General features: G+C 74.0%; 15 protein-coding genes and 1 pseudogene. 10 read left to right on the top strand and 6 right to left on the bottom strand.

Features of this window, described 5'->3' with window-relative positions; genetic code table 11:
- Positions 1 to 37 precede the first annotated feature (37 nt).
- Positions 38 to 1,756 carry an MFS transporter gene (locus RWE79_RS31440; protein ID WP_475943467.1) on the bottom strand — a complete coding sequence of 573 codons (1,719 nt, stop codon included), beginning with the start codon at positions 1,754 to 1,756 and terminating at the stop codon, positions 38 to 40.
- A gap of 305 nt (positions 1,757 to 2,061) precedes the next feature.
- Between RWE79_RS31440 and ykgO the strand changes: the two genes are divergently transcribed.
- From ykgO to RWE79_RS31465, 5 genes are all read left to right on the top strand, one after another.
- The gene (ykgO, locus tag RWE79_RS31445; RefSeq protein WP_475943468.1) at positions 2,062 to 2,184 is read left to right on the top strand and encodes a type B 50S ribosomal protein L36; all 123 of its coding nucleotides are present in this window, start codon (positions 2,062 to 2,064) and stop codon (positions 2,182 to 2,184) included.
- Between the two features lie 247 nt (positions 2,185 to 2,431).
- The gene (locus tag RWE79_RS31450; protein ID WP_475946211.1) at positions 2,432 to 3,265 is read left to right on the top strand and encodes a M55 family metallopeptidase; all 834 of its coding nucleotides are present in this window, start codon (positions 2,432 to 2,434) and stop codon (positions 3,263 to 3,265) included.
- The gene (locus RWE79_RS31455; RefSeq protein WP_475943469.1) at positions 3,258 to 4,625 is read left to right on the top strand and encodes a M20/M25/M40 family metallo-hydrolase; all 1,368 of its coding nucleotides are present in this window, start codon (positions 3,258 to 3,260) and stop codon (positions 4,623 to 4,625) included. The genes RWE79_RS31450 and RWE79_RS31455 overlap by 8 nt, the downstream gene beginning before the upstream one ends.
- A complete protein-coding gene (locus RWE79_RS31460; protein ID WP_475943470.1) occupies positions 4,622 to 6,649 on the top strand; it encodes a prolyl oligopeptidase family serine peptidase in 2,028 nt (675 codons plus the stop codon). Before RWE79_RS31455 ends, RWE79_RS31460 begins: the two co-directional genes overlap by 4 nt.
- Complete coding sequence (locus RWE79_RS31465; protein WP_475943471.1) at positions 6,646 to 7,584, top strand: S66 peptidase family protein; 939 nt, start codon at positions 6,646 to 6,648, stop codon at positions 7,582 to 7,584. The genes RWE79_RS31460 and RWE79_RS31465 overlap by 4 nt, the downstream gene beginning before the upstream one ends.
- On the opposite strand, the gene RWE79_RS31470 is transcribed toward RWE79_RS31465, so the two are convergent.
- Positions 7,556 to 8,359, bottom strand: a complete 804-nt coding sequence (locus tag RWE79_RS31470; protein ID WP_475943472.1) for a GbsR/MarR family transcriptional regulator — start codon at positions 8,357 to 8,359, stop codon at positions 7,556 to 7,558. The two genes, RWE79_RS31465 and RWE79_RS31470, sit on opposite strands and share 29 nt — an antisense overlap.
- Positions 8,360 to 8,585: 226 nt before the next feature.
- On the opposite strand from RWE79_RS31470, the gene RWE79_RS31475 reads away from it, so the two are divergent.
- Both RWE79_RS31475 and RWE79_RS31480 read left to right on the top strand, forming a co-directional pair.
- Entirely contained in the window at positions 8,586 to 9,257 is a 672-nt protein-coding gene (locus RWE79_RS31475; RefSeq protein WP_475943473.1) for a DUF4097 family beta strand repeat-containing protein, read from the top strand.
- A gap of 11 nt (positions 9,258 to 9,268) precedes the next feature.
- A pseudogene (locus tag RWE79_RS31480) lies at positions 9,269 to 9,829 on the top strand (ABC transporter permease); the annotation flags it as partial.
- Between the two features lie 41 nt (positions 9,830 to 9,870).
- Here the strand turns inward: RWE79_RS31480 and RWE79_RS31485 are convergent.
- Genes RWE79_RS31485 through RWE79_RS31495 form a run of 3 tightly spaced genes read right to left on the bottom strand, consistent with a single transcriptional unit; the run spans position 9,871 to position 13,043 of the window.
- Positions 9,871 to 11,142: a GNAT family N-acetyltransferase gene (locus RWE79_RS31485; RefSeq protein ID WP_475943474.1), complete on the bottom strand. Its 1,272-nt coding sequence runs from the start codon at positions 11,140 to 11,142 to the stop codon at positions 9,871 to 9,873.
- A 58-nt stretch (positions 11,143 to 11,200) separates the two neighbouring features.
- On the bottom strand, positions 11,201 to 12,310 hold the full coding sequence (locus tag RWE79_RS31490; protein WP_475943475.1) for a sensor histidine kinase: 1,110 nt from the start codon (positions 12,308 to 12,310) through the stop codon (positions 11,201 to 11,203).
- Complete coding sequence (locus RWE79_RS31495) at positions 12,303 to 13,043, bottom strand: response regulator transcription factor (RefSeq protein ID WP_475943476.1); 741 nt, start codon at positions 13,041 to 13,043, stop codon at positions 12,303 to 12,305. The genes RWE79_RS31490 and RWE79_RS31495 overlap by 8 nt, the downstream gene beginning before the upstream one ends.
- Before the next feature lie 310 nt (positions 13,044 to 13,353).
- Here RWE79_RS31495 and RWE79_RS31500 point away from each other — a divergent pair, with 310 nt between their 5' ends.
- A complete protein-coding gene (locus tag RWE79_RS31500; RefSeq protein WP_475943477.1) occupies positions 13,354 to 14,547 on the top strand; it encodes a L,D-transpeptidase in 1,194 nt (397 codons plus the stop codon).
- A 27-nt stretch (positions 14,548 to 14,574) separates the two neighbouring features.
- Positions 14,575 to 15,339, top strand: a complete 765-nt coding sequence (locus RWE79_RS31505; RefSeq protein ID WP_475943478.1) for a 4'-phosphopantetheinyl transferase family protein — start codon at positions 14,575 to 14,577, stop codon at positions 15,337 to 15,339.
- An 84-nt stretch (positions 15,340 to 15,423) separates the two neighbouring features.
- Here the strand turns inward: RWE79_RS31505 and fes are convergent, their stop codons facing one another.
- Positions 15,424 to 16,692: an enterochelin esterase gene (gene fes, locus RWE79_RS31510; RefSeq protein WP_475943479.1), complete on the bottom strand. Its 1,269-nt coding sequence runs from the start codon at positions 16,690 to 16,692 to the stop codon at positions 15,424 to 15,426.
- A 650-nt stretch (positions 16,693 to 17,342) separates the two neighbouring features.
- Here fes and RWE79_RS31515 point away from each other — a divergent pair.
- Positions 17,343 to 17,756 carry an SseB family protein gene (locus RWE79_RS31515; RefSeq protein WP_475943480.1) on the top strand — a complete coding sequence of 138 codons (414 nt, stop codon included), beginning with the start codon at positions 17,343 to 17,345 and terminating at the stop codon, positions 17,754 to 17,756.
- The last annotated feature ends 21 nt before the right edge of the window (positions 17,757 to 17,777 follow it).

Consider the following 17,777-nt stretch of genomic DNA (forward strand, 5'->3'; position numbering starts at 1 on the left):
CCGGCACGCCCCCGATCCCGTCCCGGCGGCCGTCCGCTCACTCGCAGGGCGTCCCCCGCGTCAGCGCGTACCGGGCCCCGATGTGGTAGGTCCCGGCCGCCGGGGCGTACAGGCGGGCCCAGCTGCCGGACTCCGACAGGCAGCCGTGCAGGGAGTCGGTGGCGCCCTCGATGCCGAGCCACGGGGAGTAGGGGATCCGGATCAGGTACGAGCCGGGCGAGGGGACATGGACGGTGACGGCGGCCGGGCCCGCGTGCGTGACGGTGGCGGGGGGATCGGCCAGCGGCAGGGTGCCGGTCACCCGGTAGACCCGCCAGTGGGCGTTGTGCCAGACGGGCCGCAGCCAGGCGTGCGGGCGGGCGGTGATCAGCTGCGACTCGGCGAGCGCGGCGCCGTCGGGCTGGTCGGAGGGCAGGACGACGTAGCCGACACCCCAGTGCCGCAGCCAGGCCCGGTAGGCGGAGGCGGTGAGGGTGCCGTCGTAGAAGAGGGGGTTGCGCTCCACGTCGGCCTGGCGGTTCCAGCCCCGGGCGAGATTGACGTAGGGGGACAGGCCCGCCGCCTCCCAGTGCGAACGCAGCGGGACGACCTCGACCCGGGCCCGGTCGGCGTCGAGCCGGCGGAGCTCGGCTATCAGCGGCGCGGCGTGCTGGACGGAGGCGCCGACGGGGGCGGTGTTGATGAGGTCGGTGACGGGTTTGGCGGTCTGCCAGACGGCGACGGCGCAGAAGGCCACGTAGAGGGCCACCGTGGTCCGGCTCCGGCCCCTGATCGTGCTCCGGCCCCTGGTGGCGGGGCGGCGGCCGTGCCGGGCCAGGGCGGCGCACAGCAGGACGACGCCACCGAACAGCAGCGCCAGCCGCTCGGCGTTGCTGCCGACGGGCGACGGGATGGCGAAGGTGAGGACTATCCCCGCCGCGTAGACCGCCGCACCGGCCCGTACGGTGCGCCAGTCGCGCGGCACGAGCAGCACCACCAGGACCGACGTGGCGAAGGGGAGGGCGGCGAAGTACCAGGCGAAGGGCTGGACTCCGGAGAACGGGAAGAGCAGTGAGGTCACGCCGACGACCAGCGGCGGCCCGGCGGCGAGTCCGTAGGCGTCCCCGCGGCGGCCGGTGAGGAACAGGGCGGCGGCGAGGACTTCGACGAACAGGCCGGCCACCGGGCTGCACGCGGTGGCCAGCACACCCAGGGCGCAGGCCGTGGCCAGCCGGCGGGGGCGGGGCGGCCCCAGGACCAGGTCGGTGGCCAGCAGGCCGAACAGGATGCCGAGGGCGAAGGTGACCCGGCCGGACGCCACGTCGCACCACAGGGCGAAGGCCGCCCACAGCGCCGGGAGCATGGGGCGGGCCACGCCGGAGCGCAGGATCAGCCGGGCCGCGACGGCGGCCGAGAGCGTGCCGGCCAGCACGGCGGTCGTGCGGACCCCGAGCAGTCCCATGACGTAGGGCGAGAAGAGGCTGTACGAGGCCGGATGCATCCCGCCGTACCAGGAGAGGTTGTACGCGGAGCCGGGGTACTTGAGGGCGAAGTCGGTCCAGGCGTACTGCGCGGCGAGGTCACCGGCGTCGTTGGCCAGGAACAGCGCCCAGACCAGGTGCAGCGCCAGGGCCAGCGCGGTCGCGGCCACGACCGGCCTGCGCAGCGCCCCCGGACGCCGCGGCCCGGGGCGCCGGACGGGCGCCAGAACTGGTTCCGGGCCCGGTTCCAGGACTGGTACCAGGACGGGCTCCAGAACGGGCTCCAGGACGGCCACGGCGGATCTCCTCGGGTGGGGTGCGACGTACGACCCCACCATCGTTGGTTCTGGAGTCCGATCAGGGATGAGGGACGCCGCCACGGGGGTCCGTGGTTGCCTGGCGGCCCGGCCAGATCTTCCCGTGGGCAGCGCGCCCGGTACGTCGGCCGCCGCCGGGCGGCCCGGACCCGCCCCGGCACATCCGGGCCGCCGGGCCGCCGGGCCGCCGGGCCGCCGGGAATAGCGGAGTCGCGGAGTCCGTTGCCATGGACGCGACATTCGGGGGTCGTGCAGACGAGACCCACGAGCAAGGAGGATCCGGTATGAAGGTGCGCCAGTCACTGCGGTCGCTGAAGTCCAGGCCTGGGGCGCAGGTCGTCCGCAGGCGGGGCCGGACCTTTGTGATCAACACCAAGAACCCGCGCTTCAAGGCCCGCCAGGGCTGAGGCCCGGCCCGTGGGCCGTGTTCTGGAAGTCCCGCCTTGTCCCGCGACGCTCCCCCAGCCCGGCGGCTGGGGGCACCCCCACCCGGCGGTAGCCGGGGGAGCCGCTGGACCCGCCCTCCGGGCTCCCGGCGCTACTTCTGAAACACGGCCCAGGGCCGTACGGCACCACGCGACCCCCGCAGCTCCGGCCGGCGGGGGTCGCGTCGTGCTGTGCCGTACCGGCGACCTGCGATAGACCTGGGCCATGGTGAAGATCCTGATCTCGGCCGACATGGAGGGTGCCACCGGCGTGACCTGGCCCGCCGATGTGCTGCCCGGCACCGAGCAGTGGCAGCGCTGCCGGCACATGTTCACGTCGGACGTGAACGCCGCGATCGCCGGGTTCCACGACGGCGGCGCCGACGAGGTGCTGGTCAACGAGGCCCACTGGAGCATGCGCAACCTGCTGCTGGAGGAGCTGGACGAACGGGCGCAGATGCTGACCGGCCGGCACAAGGACCTGTCCATGGTGGAGGGCGTGCAGCACGGCGACGTGGACGGCGTCGCCTTCGTCGGCTACCACACCGGGGCGGGCACGGAGGGCGTGCTGGCGCACACCTACCTGGCGAACTCCGTCACCGGGGTGTGGGTCGACGGCGAGGCGGCGAGCGAGGGACACCTCAACGCGCTGGTCGTCGCGGAGTACGGGGTTCCGGTGGTGCTGGTCACCGGGGACGACCGTACGGGGGCCGACGCCGGAGGCTATGCCCCGCGGGCCCGTACGGTCGCCGTCAAGGACTATGTGTCCCGTTACGCGGCGGTGTGCCGGCCGCCGGCCCGCACCGCGGCGGAGATCAGAGCGGCGGCCCGCGAGGCGGTGCCGCTCGCGGTGCGGCACGAGCCCCGCCGGGACGGCCCGTTCACCGTGGAGGTGGAGTTCGACGCCGTGCATCTGGCCGGGGCGGCCACGGTCGTACCGGGCGTGGAGCGGACGGCGGAGCGACGGGTGAGCTACGCATCGGCGACCATGTACGAGGGCATCCGCTGCTTCAAGGCGGTGACGACGGTCGTCTCGGCGGCGGTGGAGGAACAGTATGGCTGACCAGGCAGGACAGACGGTCCGGACGCGGCAGGCGGAACAGACGGGGCAGGCCGACCCGCAGGCGCTGGACGAGGTGGTGCGCTTCACCTCCGAGCTGATCCGTATCGACACCACCAACCGCGGCGGCGGCGACGGCAAGGAGCGCGAGGCGGCCGAGTACGTCGCCGGGCACCTCGCGGACGCCGGGATCCGGGCGCGGATCCTGGAGTCCGCGCCCGGCCGCGCCAACGTGGTGGCCCGGATCGAGGGCACCGACCCGACGGCGCCGGGGCTGCTGGTCCACGGGCACCTGGACGTCGTGCCGGCCGAGGCCGCCGACTGGACCGTGCACCCCTTCTCCGGTGAGATCCGCGACGGGGTGGTGTGGGGGCGCGGCGCCGTCGACATGAAGGACATGGACGCGATGATGCTGGCCACCGTGCGGTCCTGGGCCCGCACCGGGCGGCGGCCCCGGCGTGACATCGTGCTCGCCTTCACCGCCGACGAGGAGGACAGCGCCAGGTTCGGGGCCGGTTATCTGGCCACCGAACACCCCGGCCTCTTCGAGGGCTGCACGGAGGGCATCAGCGAGTCCGGCGGCTTCACCTTCCACGCGGGCGGCGGCCTGCGGGTCTACCCGGTCGCGGCGGGGGAGCGGGGCACCGCCTGGCTGAAGCTGACCGCGCACGGCCGGGCCGGGCACGGCTCGAAGGTCAACCGGGAGAACGCGGTGAGCCGGCTGGCCGCCGCGATCACCCGGATCGGCGAGCACGAGTGGCCGGTGCTGATCATCCCGACCGTACGGGCCGCGCTGACCGAACTCGCCGCCCTGCACGGCATCGAGCCGGACTTCGACGACGTGGACGCCCTGCTGGCCAAGCTCGGCCCGGCGGCGGCCCTGGTCGAGCCGACCGTGCGCAACAGCACCAACCCGACCATGCTCCAGGCCGGTTACAAGACCAACGTCATCCCGGGCCACGCCACCGCGTACGTCGACGGCCGGATGCTGCCCGGCGGCGAGGAGGACTTCAACCGCACCCTGGACCGGCTCACCGGCCCCCATGTGGAGTGGGAGTTCCAGCACCGCGAGGTGCCGCTGCAGGCACCGCTCGACGCGCCGGTGTACGCGGCGATGCGCGAGGCGCTGCTGCACTTCGACCCGGACGGGCATGTGGTGCCGTACTGCATGGGCGGCGGCACGGACGCCAAGCAGTTCTCACGGCTGGGCATCACCGGCTACGGCTTCTCACCGCTGAAGCTGCCGGAGGGCTTCGACTACGCCGGGATGTACCACGGCGTGGACGAGCGGGTGCCGGTGGAGGCACTGCACTTCGGGGTGCGGGTGCTGGACCGCTTCCTGACCGACGGCGGTGCGGTGTGACCCGGGTCGTCCCCTACGGTGCCTGGGCGTCGCCGGTCGACGCCCGTACCACCGCCGCGCACGACGGCCGGGCCGAGTTCCCCGGCATCGTCGGCGACGAGGTGTGGTGGACCGAGCCCCGGCCCGCCGAGGGCGGCCGCAGCACCCTCGTGCGGCGCCGGGCCGACGGCGGCACGGCGCCGGTGCTGCCCGCCCCCTGGAACGTCCGCACCCGCGTCATCGAGTACGGCGGCCGGGCGTGGACGGCCGCCGAACGGCCGGGCGGCGGACAGCCCGGCGGCGAACGGCCGGGCGGCGGAGCGCTGGTGGTCTTCGCCCACTTCCCCGACCAGCGGCTGTACGTCCACGAGCCCGACGTGCCCGGCGCCCGGCCGCGGCCGCTGACGCCGGTGTCCGCCGTGGGCGGCGGACTGCGCTGGGCGGACCCGCGACTCCACCCCGAGCGGGGCGAGGTGTGGTGCGTCCTGGAGGAGTACACCGGGCCGGGGCCCGGCGACGTACGCCGGGTGGCCGCCGCCGTCCCGCTCGACGGCTCGGCCGCCGCGGACCGCGCGGCGGTACGGGAACTGTCCGACGGCGCCCACCGCTTCGTCACCGCGCCCCGGCTGTCCCCGGACGGGCGGCAGGCCGTCTGGATCGGCTGGGACCACCCGCGGATGCCCTGGGACGGCACCGAGCTGATCATCGCCGAGGTCACGGACGACGGCGTCTTCACCGGCGCCCGTACGCTCGCCGGCGGGCCGGGCGAGTCGGTCGCCCAGGCCGAGTGGGCCCCCGACGGCACCCTGCTGGCCGCCACCGACCGCACCGGGTGGTGGAATCTGCACCGTCTGGACCCCGCCACCGGCGAGGCGGTCAACCTGTGCCCGCGCCAGGAGGAGTTCGCCGGGCCCGCCTGGCAGCTGGGCGCACGCTGGTTCGCCCCGCTGGAGGGAGGGCTGATCGCCGTGCTGCACGGCGTGGGCGCGCAGCGGCTGGGCATCCTCGACCCGGCCACCGGCGAGGTCGCCGACGCGGCCGGCCCGTGGACCGAATGGGCCGGCGGCCAACTCGCGGCAGCCGGCAGCCGGGTCGTCGGCACCGCCGCGAGCCCCCGCTCGTCCTACGAGGTCGTCGAGCTGGACACCAGCACCGGGCACGCCCGCGTGGTGGGGGCCGCCCACCACGACACCGTCGACCCGGCCTTCGTGCCCGAGCCCGTGGAGCGGGTCTTCACCGGCCCCGGCGGCCGGGAGATCCACGCCCAGCTCTATCCGCCGCGCAACCCCGGCCACACCGCCCCCGAGGGCGAGTCGCCGCCGTACGTGGTGTGGGTGCACGGCGGGCCCACCAGCCGGGTGCCGTGCGTGCTGGACCTGGAGATCGCCTACTTCACCTCGCGCGGCATCGGCGTCGTGGAGGTCAACCACGGAGGTTCGACCGGCTACGGGCGCGCCTACCGCGAACGGCTGCGCGAGCAGTGGGGGGTGGTCGAGGTCGAGGACTGCGCCGCCGTCGCCCGGGCGCTCGCCGCGGAGGACACCGCCGACGGGGCCCGCCTGGCCATCCGGGGCGGCAGCGCGGGCGGCTGGACCAGCGCCGCCTCGCTGACCTCGACCGAGGTCTACGCCTGCGGCACCGTCAAGTACCCCGTCCTCGACCTGTACCGCTGGGCCGCCGACGGCGAGACCCACGACTTCGAGTCCCACTACCTCGAATCGCTCGTCGGGCCGCTCGCCGAGGTCCCGCACCGCTACCGCGAGCGCTCCCCGGTCAACCGCACCGACCGCATCCGCTCGCCCTTCCTGCTCCTGCAGGGGCTGGAGGACGTGATCTGCCCGCCCGCCCAGTGCGAACGCTTCCTGGCGACCCTCGCCGAGGCCGGGCACCGCGTCCCGCACGCCTACCTCGCCTTCGAGGGCGAGGGCCACGGCTTCCGCCGCGAGGACACCATCGTCACCTGCCTGGAGGCCGAACTGTCGCTGTACGGACAGGTCTTCGGCTTCGACCCGCCCGGTGTTCCCCGCCTGGAGCTGACCACGTGAACCTCACCCCCCTGCGCCGCCCCCGGCCGCTCGTGCCGGGCGACCGGGTCGCCGTCGTCGCCCCCAGCGGGCCGGTCGTCCCCGAACGGCTCGACGCCGGACTCGACATCCTGCGCGGCTGGGACCTCGACCCGGTCGTCGCCCCGCACGTCCTGGACCGCGACCGCCGCCTGCCCTACCTCGCCGGCGTGGACGCGGCACGGGCCCGCGACTTCCAGGACGCGTGGTGCGACCCCCGGGTGGCCGCGGTGCTCTGCGCACGCGGCGGTTACGGCGCGCAGCGCATGACGGATCTGCTGGACTGGGACGCCCTGGCCGCGGCCGGCCCGAAGACCTTCGTCGGCTTCAGCGACGTGACCGTCCTGCACGAGGCCGTCGCCCAGCGCCTCGGCCTCGTCACCCTGTACGGCCCGGTGGCGGCCGGGGTCGCCTTCACCAAGGACGACGCCACACAGGAGCACCTGCGCAGCACCCTGTTCGCGCCGGAGACGGTCCGCACCCTCACCTCCGCCGGCGCGGCGCCGCTCGTGCCGGGCCGGGCCCGCGGCGTCACCGTGGGCGGCTGCCTGGCCATGCTCGCCGCCGACATCGGCACCCCGTACGCCCGGCCCGGCATGCGCGGCGGCATCCTCGTCCTGGAGGACGTCGGTGAATCCCCCTACCAGCTCGACCGGCTCCTGACCCAGCTGCTCCGCTCCGGCCTCCTCGACGGCCTCGCCGGCGCGGCCCTCGGCTCCTGGCGCGATTGCGGGCCGTACGAGGACGTCCGCGCCGTCCTCCTGGACCGGCTCGGCGGCCTGGGTGTCCCCGTCGTCGAGGAACTGGGCTTCGGGCACTGCGACAGCAGCCTCACCGTGCCGCTCGGCGTCCCGGCGGTCCTGGACGCGGACGCCGGGACCCTGACCCTTACGGAGCCGGCGTCGCGGGGACGCTGAGATCGATTGGGAGCACGTCGGCACCGCGATCCGAACTCGGCCCGGCAGCGCCGCCCGAGGGCGCTTCGGCTTTTGTGTAGAGGACCTCGCGGGCCTGTTCCGCGGCGCGGTTCATGCTCTCGCCGACGAAGTCGACGAAGCGGGCGATGCCTTCGAGGCGGACGGCGGCCGGGGTGCCGGGGCCGAGGATGCTGACGCCCTGACGTGCGGTCTTTGCGAGCTGGGTGTGGGAGCGGGCGGCGGCGATCATCCCCTGGTACCAGACGTCGTTGTCGACGACGTAGCGCTCACGGCGGCGTTCGTCGCGTTCGCGGCGGATGAGGCCCTGGCTTTCGAGGAGCGTGGTCGCTTTGGAGACGGACGCCGGGCTGACCTGGAGACGCTGGACGAGTTCGGACGCGGTGAGGCTGCCCGTGTCGGTGGTGTAGAGGGACGCCAGCACCCGGGACGTCATCTTGGGCAGACCCGACTGCATGAAGACGGTGGTGAAGATCTCCACGTACTCGCGCACGGCCTCGGCGTCGCGGCCGTGGGTCTGCGGGGGCGCCTGCGCCCCCCGGGGCGCGGCCTGCCTGCGCCGGTGGGTGCGCTGTTCGGTGGCGCGGTGGGCCAGGTCGGCGCGGTAGGCGGTGGGGCCGCCGTTCCGTGTCACCTCACGCGTGATCGTCGAGGTGGGGCGGTCGAGGCGTCTGGCGATCTCCGCGTATGCGACCCCGTCGGCCAGCCCCAGCGCGATCTGCTGGCGTTCCTGCTGGGTGAGCCTGCCTCCCGGCATCACGTTCTCCCTTCGTGCTTCCCTGACGTCCTCCAGTATAGCGTTCACTCCTTATTCATTGCAACGAGCAAGTTGAGTGCTGTTGCGTTAGAAATCAAGTCATTGCAACGATTTCCGTGCCTTCACCTGCTCTGATGGGGATAACGTGCAACGAGTCTGTTGCCAGATTCTCGAACGCAACGTAGCGTTTCCGATATCAGAAACAAGGAACCCGAAGGAGCGCACCATGCAGAAGTTCGACACCCCCGCCCCGGTCTCCGCCGTCCTCGACATCCCCGCGGGACGCATCCGGTTCATCGCCGCCGACCGGGCCGGCACCACGGTCGAGATCCTGCCCGCGGACCCCTCGAAGGGACGCGACGTGAAGGCGGCGGAGCAGATCACGGTCGAATACGGCGACGGCGTCCTGCGGATCGGGGCCTCACCGGCGAAGAACCGGATCCTCGGCAGCTCCGGATCCGTCGAGGTGACCATCCAGCTGCCCGCCGGCTCCCGCGTCGAGGCGAAGGCGGCCAGCGCCGAGCTCCGGGGCGTCGGACGGCTCGGCGACGTCGCCTTCGAGGGTGCGCAGGGCTCGGTCAAGCTCGACGAGACCGCGGGCGCCCGCCTCACCCTCCTCGCCGGCGACGTCTCGGTCGGCCGCCTGGGCGGCCCCGCGGAGATCAGCACCCGCAAGGGCGACATCCACATCGACGAGGCCCTGCGCGGCGCGGTCGTGCTGCGCACCGAGGCCGGCGACGTGTCGGTCGGCGCCGCCCGCGGAGTCTCCGCCTCCCTGGACGCCGGCACCACCCACGGCCGGATCCACAACGCGCTCAGGAACACCGAGGGCGCCGACGCCGGCCTCGACATCCACGCGTCCACGGCCTACGGCGACATCACCGCCCGCAGCCTGTAGAAGGAGCGCCCGTCTTCGGCGACACGATGAGCTCGGGCATCGGCGGCGGCGGTCCGGACCGCCGCCGCATACATCGCGTATGTCGTCCCGGGTTCGCTGCTGATGACCATCGGCAGCACCGTGGCCGGAACCGCGGTGTCCGTCTCCAACGACATGGCCGAGGGCATCATCGCCCGCTTCCGCACGACGGCGATCCACCGCCCCTCGGTGCTCGTCGGGCACGTCGTCGGCAGCGTGCTGCAGCCGATCATGAGCGTGGTCCTCGTGGGCGCCGTCGCCGTGGCCATCGGCTTCCGGTCCGCGGACACGACCGCCCTGGAGTGGCCGGCGGCGTTCGGGCTGCTCTGCTCTTCGCCATGGCACTCACCTGGATCGCGGTCGGCATGGGCCTGATCAGCCCCAACGCCGAGGCCGCCGGCAACAACGCGATGCCGCTGATCCTGCTGCCCATCCTGTCCAGCGCCTTCGCCCCGGTCGACTCCATGCCCGGCTGGTTCCGGCCGATCGCCGAGTACCAGCCGTTCACGCCCGCCATCGAAACCCTGCGGGGCCTGCTGCTCGGCAGCGAGATTTCCGGTCGGACAGACGGCGCTGCCGGCGCGGCACGCCCTGGCTAGAAGTAGTCCGGGCACCACGGCGCGACGGCGCTGCGCAGCAGCAGGTCGGCCGTGCGGGCGGCGCCGTCGCGCAGTTCGTGGACCAGACCGGCGGCGGCCAGCCGGGGTACCGACTCGCCGCCGAGGTAGAGCGAGCCCAGGGCGGAGGCGTCCAGCGCGAGGTCCGCGGGGGCGTCGGTGGGGATGGCCTCTCCGCTGCCGTCGGCAACGGCCTCCACGGCCCAGCGGCCGGCCGCGTAACCGCCGGGGCCCGGGTCGGTGACCTCCAGGACGACGCGGCCGGGCACCCGGTAGGTCCGCGCGGCGAAGGCGGCCGGCACGTCCAGCACGCGCAGCCAGAGGCCGTCGCCGCCCTCGTCCGTGGGCCGGGCCGCGCGGGGGTTGGCGAGCAGCAGCGGCAGCGGATCGTCGGGGGCGATGTCGTCGACCACGACCTTGCGCACCCAGTCGACGGAGAAGGCGTACCGCCACAGCGCCTCGGCGGCCTCCGGTGTGGTGGCGAAGTGGTCATGGACGGTGAGGGTGGAGTCGGGGGATCCGTCGGTCCACTCGCCCTCCACCCGGTAGGCCAGCAGCCCGGCCGGCTCGCCCGACGCGTCCCGGTACACGGCGACGAAGGGTTCCTTGAACGAGGCGCCGGGCCGGACCAGTTCACCGGTGTACACCTGCCAGAACCGGTTCGACCGGCTGATGGCCCCGGGCTGGCCCACCCGGTAGCGGTCGTGCAGCTCCGGGCCGAACCCGCGCAGCTCGTCCATGGTCACCAGATCGATCCGGCCGTCCCCGGTGTGGCCGACGTCCGCGCGCAGACCGCCCGAGGCGGGAACGCCGATCCGGTAACCGCCGCTGCGCAGGGCGGGCCCGTAGCCGTAGCGGCCGTAGATCGGATACTCGGCGGGATACAGGATCGTCACCGCGTCGCCGCGCGCGTGCGCGGCGGCGGTGCCGCGCTCCATCATCGCGCCCAGCAGCCCGCGCCGGCGATGCGTGGCGATCACCGACACGCTGGCGACGCCGTCCGCCCGCAGGGTCGCGCCGCCGGGCACGGTCAGCTCGAAGGGGATGCTGCGGAAGGTGCCCACGCAGCGGTCGCCGTCGAACGCCCCGAGCAGCCGGTCCGGCTCGTACATCCCCTTGCGCCAGGCCCCTTCGTCCGGCCGGTAGGGCGTGAGAAAGCCCTGCTGCGCGGCTCTGGCCCAGTCGTCGGTCTCGTTCTCGCTGATGAACCGGACGTCGAGGCCGTCGTTGGTGTTCGTGTTGGATCCCATGCTCTGCACGGTACGGAGCAGGGGCGCCGTCGACCAGCGATTTCCCCGGTCGCCGGGCTCAGCCGGCGGCGGGCAGGACGACCTCGAAGCGGCAGCCGCCCGGCACGTTGCGCACGGCGGCCCGGCCCCGGTGGGCCTCCACGATGCCGCGGACGATGGCGAGGCCGAGACCCGCCCCGGCGGGGGGCGTGCGGGCGTCGGTGCCGCGCCAGCCGGTGTCGAAGACGCGCGGCAGGTCGTCGGCGGGGATACCGCCGCAGCCGTCGGTGACGGAGAGGACGACCTGGTCGTCGAGGCGGTGCGCGGTGACGGCCACGGTGCCGTCGGCCGGGGTGCGGCGGATGGCGTTGACCAGCAGATTGGCCAGGACCCGGGTCATCTCTCGGCCGTCGACCTCCACCGGGACGGCCTCCACGCCGTGGCCGACCAGACGCACCCCGTGCTCGCGGGCCAGCGCGTCCGCGCCCGCGATGGCGTCGCCCACGAGGTCGTACGCGGACATCCGGGTGGGGGCCAGCGACAGCACGCCCGCCTGGATCCGGGACAGCTCGAAGAGGTCACCGACCATGTCGCTGAGCCGCTCCACCTCGGCGCGGATCTGGGAGTAGTAGCGCAGCGGTTCCTGGGCGACGCCGTCCTCCAGCGCCTCGGCCATGGCGCGCAGCCCGGCCAGCGGTGTGCGCAGGTCGTGCGAGATCCAGGCCACCAGTTCGCGCCGGGACGCCTCCAGGGCCCGTTCCCGTTCCCGCGAGGCGGCCAGCTTGGCGCTGGTGGCGGCCAGTTCGCGGCCGAGGTCGGCCAGCTCGGCGGTGGGCGCCGCGTCCGGCGCGGCGAAGCCGCCCCCGTCGCCCAGAGTGCGGGTCGCCTCGGTCAGGGCACGGCTCCCGGCGACGACACTGCGGCCCAGCAGCAGGGCCACGACCAGCGAGACGACCGCCGCTATCGCGCAGACGGCCGTGACGACGCCCAGGTCGTGCGAGGACAGGAACATCGCCCACGCCACCGACAGTGTCCCGGCGAGCATCGCGCCGACGGTGACCACGGCGACCACGGCCAGCGACAGGGCGACCGAGCGGTTGCGCAGCAGCCGCAGCACGATCGAGCCGGCGACGCCTGCCGCGGCGGCGCCCAGACCGGCGTAGGCCACGATGAGGGCGAGGTCACGCACCGGGCACCTCCGCGGCGGGGGCGTCCCCGCTCCCAGGCGGGTCGAAGCGGTAGCCGGCCCCCCATACGGTGCTGATCAGCCGGGGCCGCGCGGGATCGTCCTCGACCTTCTCGCGCAGCCGCCGCACATGGACGGTCACGGTGGACAGGTCGCCGAACTCCCAGCCCCACACCCGGTGCATCAGCTCCTCGCGGCCCAGCACCCGCCCCGGATGCCGCAGGAAGAACGCCAGCAGGTCGAACTCACGCAGGGTGAGGGCGAGTTCGGTGCCCGAGCGGGTGGCGCGCCGGGCCGCCGGGTCCAGCGCGATCGGACCCGCGCTCAGCCAGGCCCGGCCCGGGTCGGGCCGCGCGGCGGCCCCGGTCCTGCGCAGCACGGACTCCACCCGCAGAACCAGTTCGCGCGGGCTGAACGGCTTGGTGACGTAGTCGTCCGCGCCGACCTCGAGGCCCAGGATCCGGTCGTCCTCGTCGCCGCGCGCGGTCAGCATGACCACCGGCACCCGGCCCTGTTCCTCCCGGATCCGGCGGCACACCTCCAGCCCGTCCAGCCCCGGCAGCATCAGGTCGAGGACGACCAGATCGGGCCGTACGGCGGTGGCCCGGGCCACCGCGCCGAGGCCGTCGGCGGCCCGGTCCACGGCGAAACCGGCCCGGACCAGATAGCCGGCGACGACCTCGGCGACGGTCGGGTCGTCGTCCACGACGAGGACTCTGCGGGGGGTGGTGGTCACGCCCTGAGTCTCGCACCGGGCGACGGCGGACGGGCGCCCGCGAAGGGGCCGGGCGGTCGATGTCCGCGTTTCGTAAGGAGTCCGGAGTCCCGGATGCCGGGATTCCCGTTCGCAGGGCCGGAGCCTGACCGACCAACCGGCCAACAGCGGTACTGCCCGGTTCGGCGGGTCCGGCGGCCCGTCGCGTACGGCGTCGCCGCGGCCCTCGTTTTCGGCGGGATGCCGCTGCGACGATCGGGGAGCCGGATGGGCGGGCACTCGCGTCTGTAAGCACACAAGCGCGAATCACCGCAGAGGGAAGGCCTCCCGTATGAAGCGTGACCCCCGTGCCGCCGTCGTTGTCCTGGCGCGAGTCCTGTCCGGACTGACCGCCGCCGCACTGCTCGCCGCCTGCACCGCCTCGGGCGGCGGCCCGGCACCGTCGGCGAAGCCGTCGTCGGCCGCCGCCGCCATCACCGTGAGCCCCGGCCCGGGGGGCAAGGCCGTACCGGTGAGCCGCAAGGTCACCGTGCGGGTCAACTCGGGCACCCTGACCGCCGTGCGGGTCACCGCCGCCGGTCCCGGCCCGCTGCGCGGGGGGCTGTCCGGCGACAAGGACACCTGGACCTCCGCCGGACGGCTCGCGCCCGGTGTGACGTACCGGGTGACCGCCCGGGCCACCGCCTCCGGCGGCGGGAAACTCACCCGGCAGGTCACCTTCACCACGGCCGAGCCGAGCCGGAGCCTCATCGGCGAGTACCACCCGGACCAGGGCACCACGGTCGGCGTGGGCATGCCCGTCTCGATCGTCTTCAACAAGGCGATCAAGGACCGGGCCGCCGTCGAACGCCATCTCGCCGTCACCGCCTCCCCGGCCGTCAGCGGCTCCTGGAGCTGGATGAAGGACTGGTCCGGCCGCGACCGCGTCGACTTCCGCCCCCGTACGTACTGGAAGGCGGGCACCGATGTGACCCTGCGGATGAACCTCGACGGCATCGACGCGGGTGACGGCCTCTACGGCACCCAGAACCGCGTCGTGCGCTTCACCGTCGGCAAGGCCGTCACCACGACCGTCGACACCGCGAAGAAGAAGCTCACCCTCCGCGAGAACGGCCGTGTCGTCGGTACCCTCCCCGTCTCCACCGGAAAGCCCGGTTACGAGACCTGGAACGGCACGATGGTCGTCCTGAGCAAGGTCCCCCGGATCACCATGAACTCCCGTACCGTGCGCATATTCGGGACCCAGGCGTACAACCTCAAGAACGTCAAGTGGGATGTCCAGCTCAGCACTTCGGGCACCTACGCGCACGCGGCCCCGTGGAACGCCGGCAAGTTCGGGCGGGTCAACGGCAGCCACGGCTGCATAGGCATGAGCACCGCCGACGCCAAGTGGTTCTACCGCCATGTCGGGACCGGCGACCCGGTCACCGTCCTGCACTCCACCGACACCCTGCCGGTGGGCAACGGCTACGGCGACTGGAACGTCAACTGGGCGGACTGGCAGGCCGGGAGCGCGCTGCACTGACATCCGGCCTCTGGCAGGATCACCCGGGTGAGACTCCTCGGCCCCGGCCCGCTGCCCGCCGGTCTCGTCCCGCCGGTGGCGGCGGGCGCGCCGCCGCAGGTATGGCTGCTGCGCGCCGCCGACCACACGCCCGTCGACGGTCTCGGCGTGCTCGACGCGGCCGAACGGGCCCGCTACGGCGCCTTCCTGCGCGACGGCGACCGCGCGACCTACGGCGCGGCGCATGTCGCGCTGCGGCGGCTGCTCGGGGCCCACCTCGGGAAGCCGCCGGAGGCCGTGGTCCTGGGGCGCGAGGACTGCCCGGTGTGCGGCGGTCCGCACGGCCGGCCCGCGGTGGCGGGCGGCGCGGGGCCGCACTTCTCGCTGTCGCACAGCGGCGGAACGGTGCTGCTGGCCTTCGCCGGCACCCCGGTCGGCGTGGACGTCGAGCTGACACCGGCGCCGGGCACCGCCGAGGAGCTCGGCGACGTCATCCTGCATCCCGATGAACGCGCCGAGCTGGACGGCCTGCCGGCCGCCGCGCGGGCCGTCGCCTTCGGCCGCTGCTGGGCCCGCAAGGAGGCCTATCTCAAGGGCACCGGCGCGGGACTCGGCGACAACCCGCACCGCAGCCTGGTGGGCGCGGGGCCGGACCCGGCTCCGGTGCCGGGCTGGTCGATCACCGACCTCGACGTGTCGGGGTTCGCGGCGGGATACAGCGCGGCGGTGGCCCTGGCCCTGGTCGCGTCGGGGCCGTCGGCCGCGTGGCCGGGCCTCGAAGAGTCCGTCGGACCGCACAGGGCCGCGCCGTGACGGAGACGCCGGGCACGCCGACATTCCGGTCAGGTGATCGAGGACGGACCGGCAGCCGGGCGGACCGGCAGCCGGGCGGACCGGCTACGGATGCGACCGTGATCTCTGCCGCGACAGCGGCCTGGGCTGCGACCGCGCCCCGCCGAGCAGGACGGCCAGGCCCTCGGCCAGCTCCTCGCGCCAGCACAGGTAGTCGTGGCCGCCGTTGGTCTCCCGGTAGTCGACGTCGTAACCCTTGGCGCGCAGGGCGTCGCGCAGCCGGCGGCCGGCCGGCAGCAGCTCCCACTCCTGGAGGCCCACGGTGAGGCGGAAGCGGATCGGGCGCCGCCGGGCGGCCCCGACGCGGTCGGTCAGCCACTCCTGGCCGCATGCCGGGTCGGTGGGGGAGGTGGGCCACCAGAAGGCACCGGACTGGGCCAGTACGTTGCCGAAGCGGTCGGGGCGGCGCAGTGCCGCGTAGGCGGCGGCCAGGCCGCCGAGGCCCTGGCCGGCCAGAAGGGTGCGGGCCGGGTCGGCGCTGACCGGCCAGCGGCCGGCGGCCCAGGGGAGGAGTTCGCCGGTGAGGAAGTCCACGAAGGCGTCGTCGCAGGTGAGTTCGTCCCAGCGGGTGTCGTTGTCCAGGGAGTCCGGCATGAGGGCGACCAGCGGTGGGAGGACGCCGTCGGCGATGAGGTTGTCCAGCAGGGTGGCGACGCCCAGCCCCGGTCCCCACACCTCGCCGTCGAGCAGCACCAGGACCGGCAGGTCGGTCATGGTCTCGTGGCCGGCGGGCGCGTACGTCCAGACCCGGCGCCAGTTGCGCAGGTGGGAGCTGCGCATGGTGTGGACACCGCCCTCGCCGGTGCGGGCGCCGGGGCGTCTGCCCCAGGAGGACAGCGGTGAGTGCGCGGCGGCGGGCAGTTCGGCCACCGACAGCGGCTCACCGCCCCAACGGCGCGGGAAGGAGGCCCGGTTGAGGGGGTCGCGACGCGGCCGGGAGCGCAGCCACCGCAGATAGGTGGGCCCTTGGGGGAGTACGCCCGCCGGGCCGTCGTCGTCCACGCACAGCGCGTACGTGCCCCGCCAGTCGCCGCGCAGCCGGACCGTCCAGTGCCACACGTCGGTCCCCGGCACGAGGGACATCAGGTTGCCGCCCGCCCCGGCGGGCTCCACGAGCTTGTTGGGCAGCGCCAGGACCGCCCGGGTGACGTCCGGCTTACCGCGCCACAGGAAAGTGACGGCGGCGAATCCCGGGTCGCCCGCGATCGGTTCGACCAGGGGAGTGCCCTCGGTCTCCACGGCCCGCCAGAAGTCCGTTGCCTTCTCGGGGGCTTCGGCCAGCGCCGTGATCCTGGGGCTGCTTACGCGTTCCACGGGTGCCGGCCGGGGCATGCGGGGCGCGTGGGCCGGGCTGCCGGTCGGCGGACTCCAGGGGGCAGACAGCATGATCGGCAAACCAACCCTCCACGACGTAACGACACAGGCCTGGGCATTGGCAAAGAGACGCTAAAATCACGGTCACCTTACGCGCTTGCGCGCGTAACCGGAGAGTACGAGTCTGACTACCCGTGGCTGCCGTCGCTATGCGAGGGGTTTCCCTACGGGTAACCCCCGGGACGGGCCGTCAGTCCCGCCTGGGCCGCGGCCCGTTCGGTGGCGGCGGCGAGGGGGAGACGCCGTCGCGACAGGGCCGTCCGAGCCCGTCCGGTGACGGCGGAAGAGCCCCTGGCGCCGCGCGCCGAGCCACGCGGCGGCCTCCCGCGAGGGATCTGAGCGGCAGCTCGGGCCGGCGCCGACGGCCGTACGCCGGTGGGCGCGGCCGTACCGCGTCCAGCCGGTCCCCAGCCGCACCGCGAGGCCCCCAGGACCACCGGCCCGGGGCGCTGCGCAACCACGTCCGCACGCCAGCGCAGGGGCATCGGCCCTGGTCAAGCCCTTTTCCTCGGCCGATCCGCATGTCTGCGGGGAGGGCGGGTATGCGGCCCGTTCAACCTCCATGAGTCCCGCTACGAGAGGAATCGGCCATGACCGAGAGCAACCCCAACGGTGCCCTGCCCCCCGCGCAGCGCGCACTCCACGAGATAGCCGTGGGCGGCGACAACGCGGCCGCGCTCAGCACCCTCGCCGTCAGCGACGTGCTGCTGCCCGTGCCCGGCGAGCCCGACACCACGGGCGGCGTCCCGGAGCAGCAGGCCATCCAGCTCCCCGTCTACGAGCAGGAGGACGGGACCAAGCTGGTGCCGGTCTTCACCGACGAGGTCCGGCTGACGCAGGCGCTGCCCACGACCCAGAGCTACCGGATCGTGCCGCTCGCGGTGCTCAGCACCAGCTGGCCGTCGGACGAGCTGACGCTCTCCATCGACGCCGGATCGCCCGACACCCTCACCATCGGCGGCGAGGGTGTCAGGGCGCTGGCGGGTCTGTCCCCCGGTCAGTAGTCCGGCCGGTGACCGAGCCGG

Source organism: Streptomyces sp. RLA131 (assembly GCF_056270125.1).

Bases quoted from the DNA above. Each gene is read 5' to 3' on its own strand.
- RWE79_RS31515 (WP_475943480.1), top strand. From the start codon at position 17,343: ATGACCGAGAGCAACCCCAACGGTGCCCTGCCCCCCGCGCAGCGCGCA.
- RWE79_RS31455 (WP_475943469.1), top strand. From the start codon at position 3,258: ATGGCTGACCAGGCAGGACAGACGGTCCGGACGCGGCAGGCGGAACAG.
- RWE79_RS31470 (WP_475943472.1), bottom strand. From the start codon at position 8,359: ATGCCGGGAGGCAGGCTCACCCAGCAGGAACGCCAGCAGATCGCGCTG.
- RWE79_RS31485 (WP_475943474.1), bottom strand. From the start codon at position 11,142: ATGGGATCCAACACGAACACCAACGACGGCCTCGACGTCCGGTTCATC.
- RWE79_RS31475 (WP_475943473.1), top strand. From the start codon at position 8,586: ATGCAGAAGTTCGACACCCCCGCCCCGGTCTCCGCCGTCCTCGACATC.
- RWE79_RS31500 (WP_475943477.1), top strand. From the start codon at position 13,354: ATGAAGCGTGACCCCCGTGCCGCCGTCGTTGTCCTGGCGCGAGTCCTG.
- ykgO (WP_475943468.1), top strand. From the start codon at position 2,062: ATGAAGGTGCGCCAGTCACTGCGGTCGCTGAAGTCCAGGCCTGGGGCG.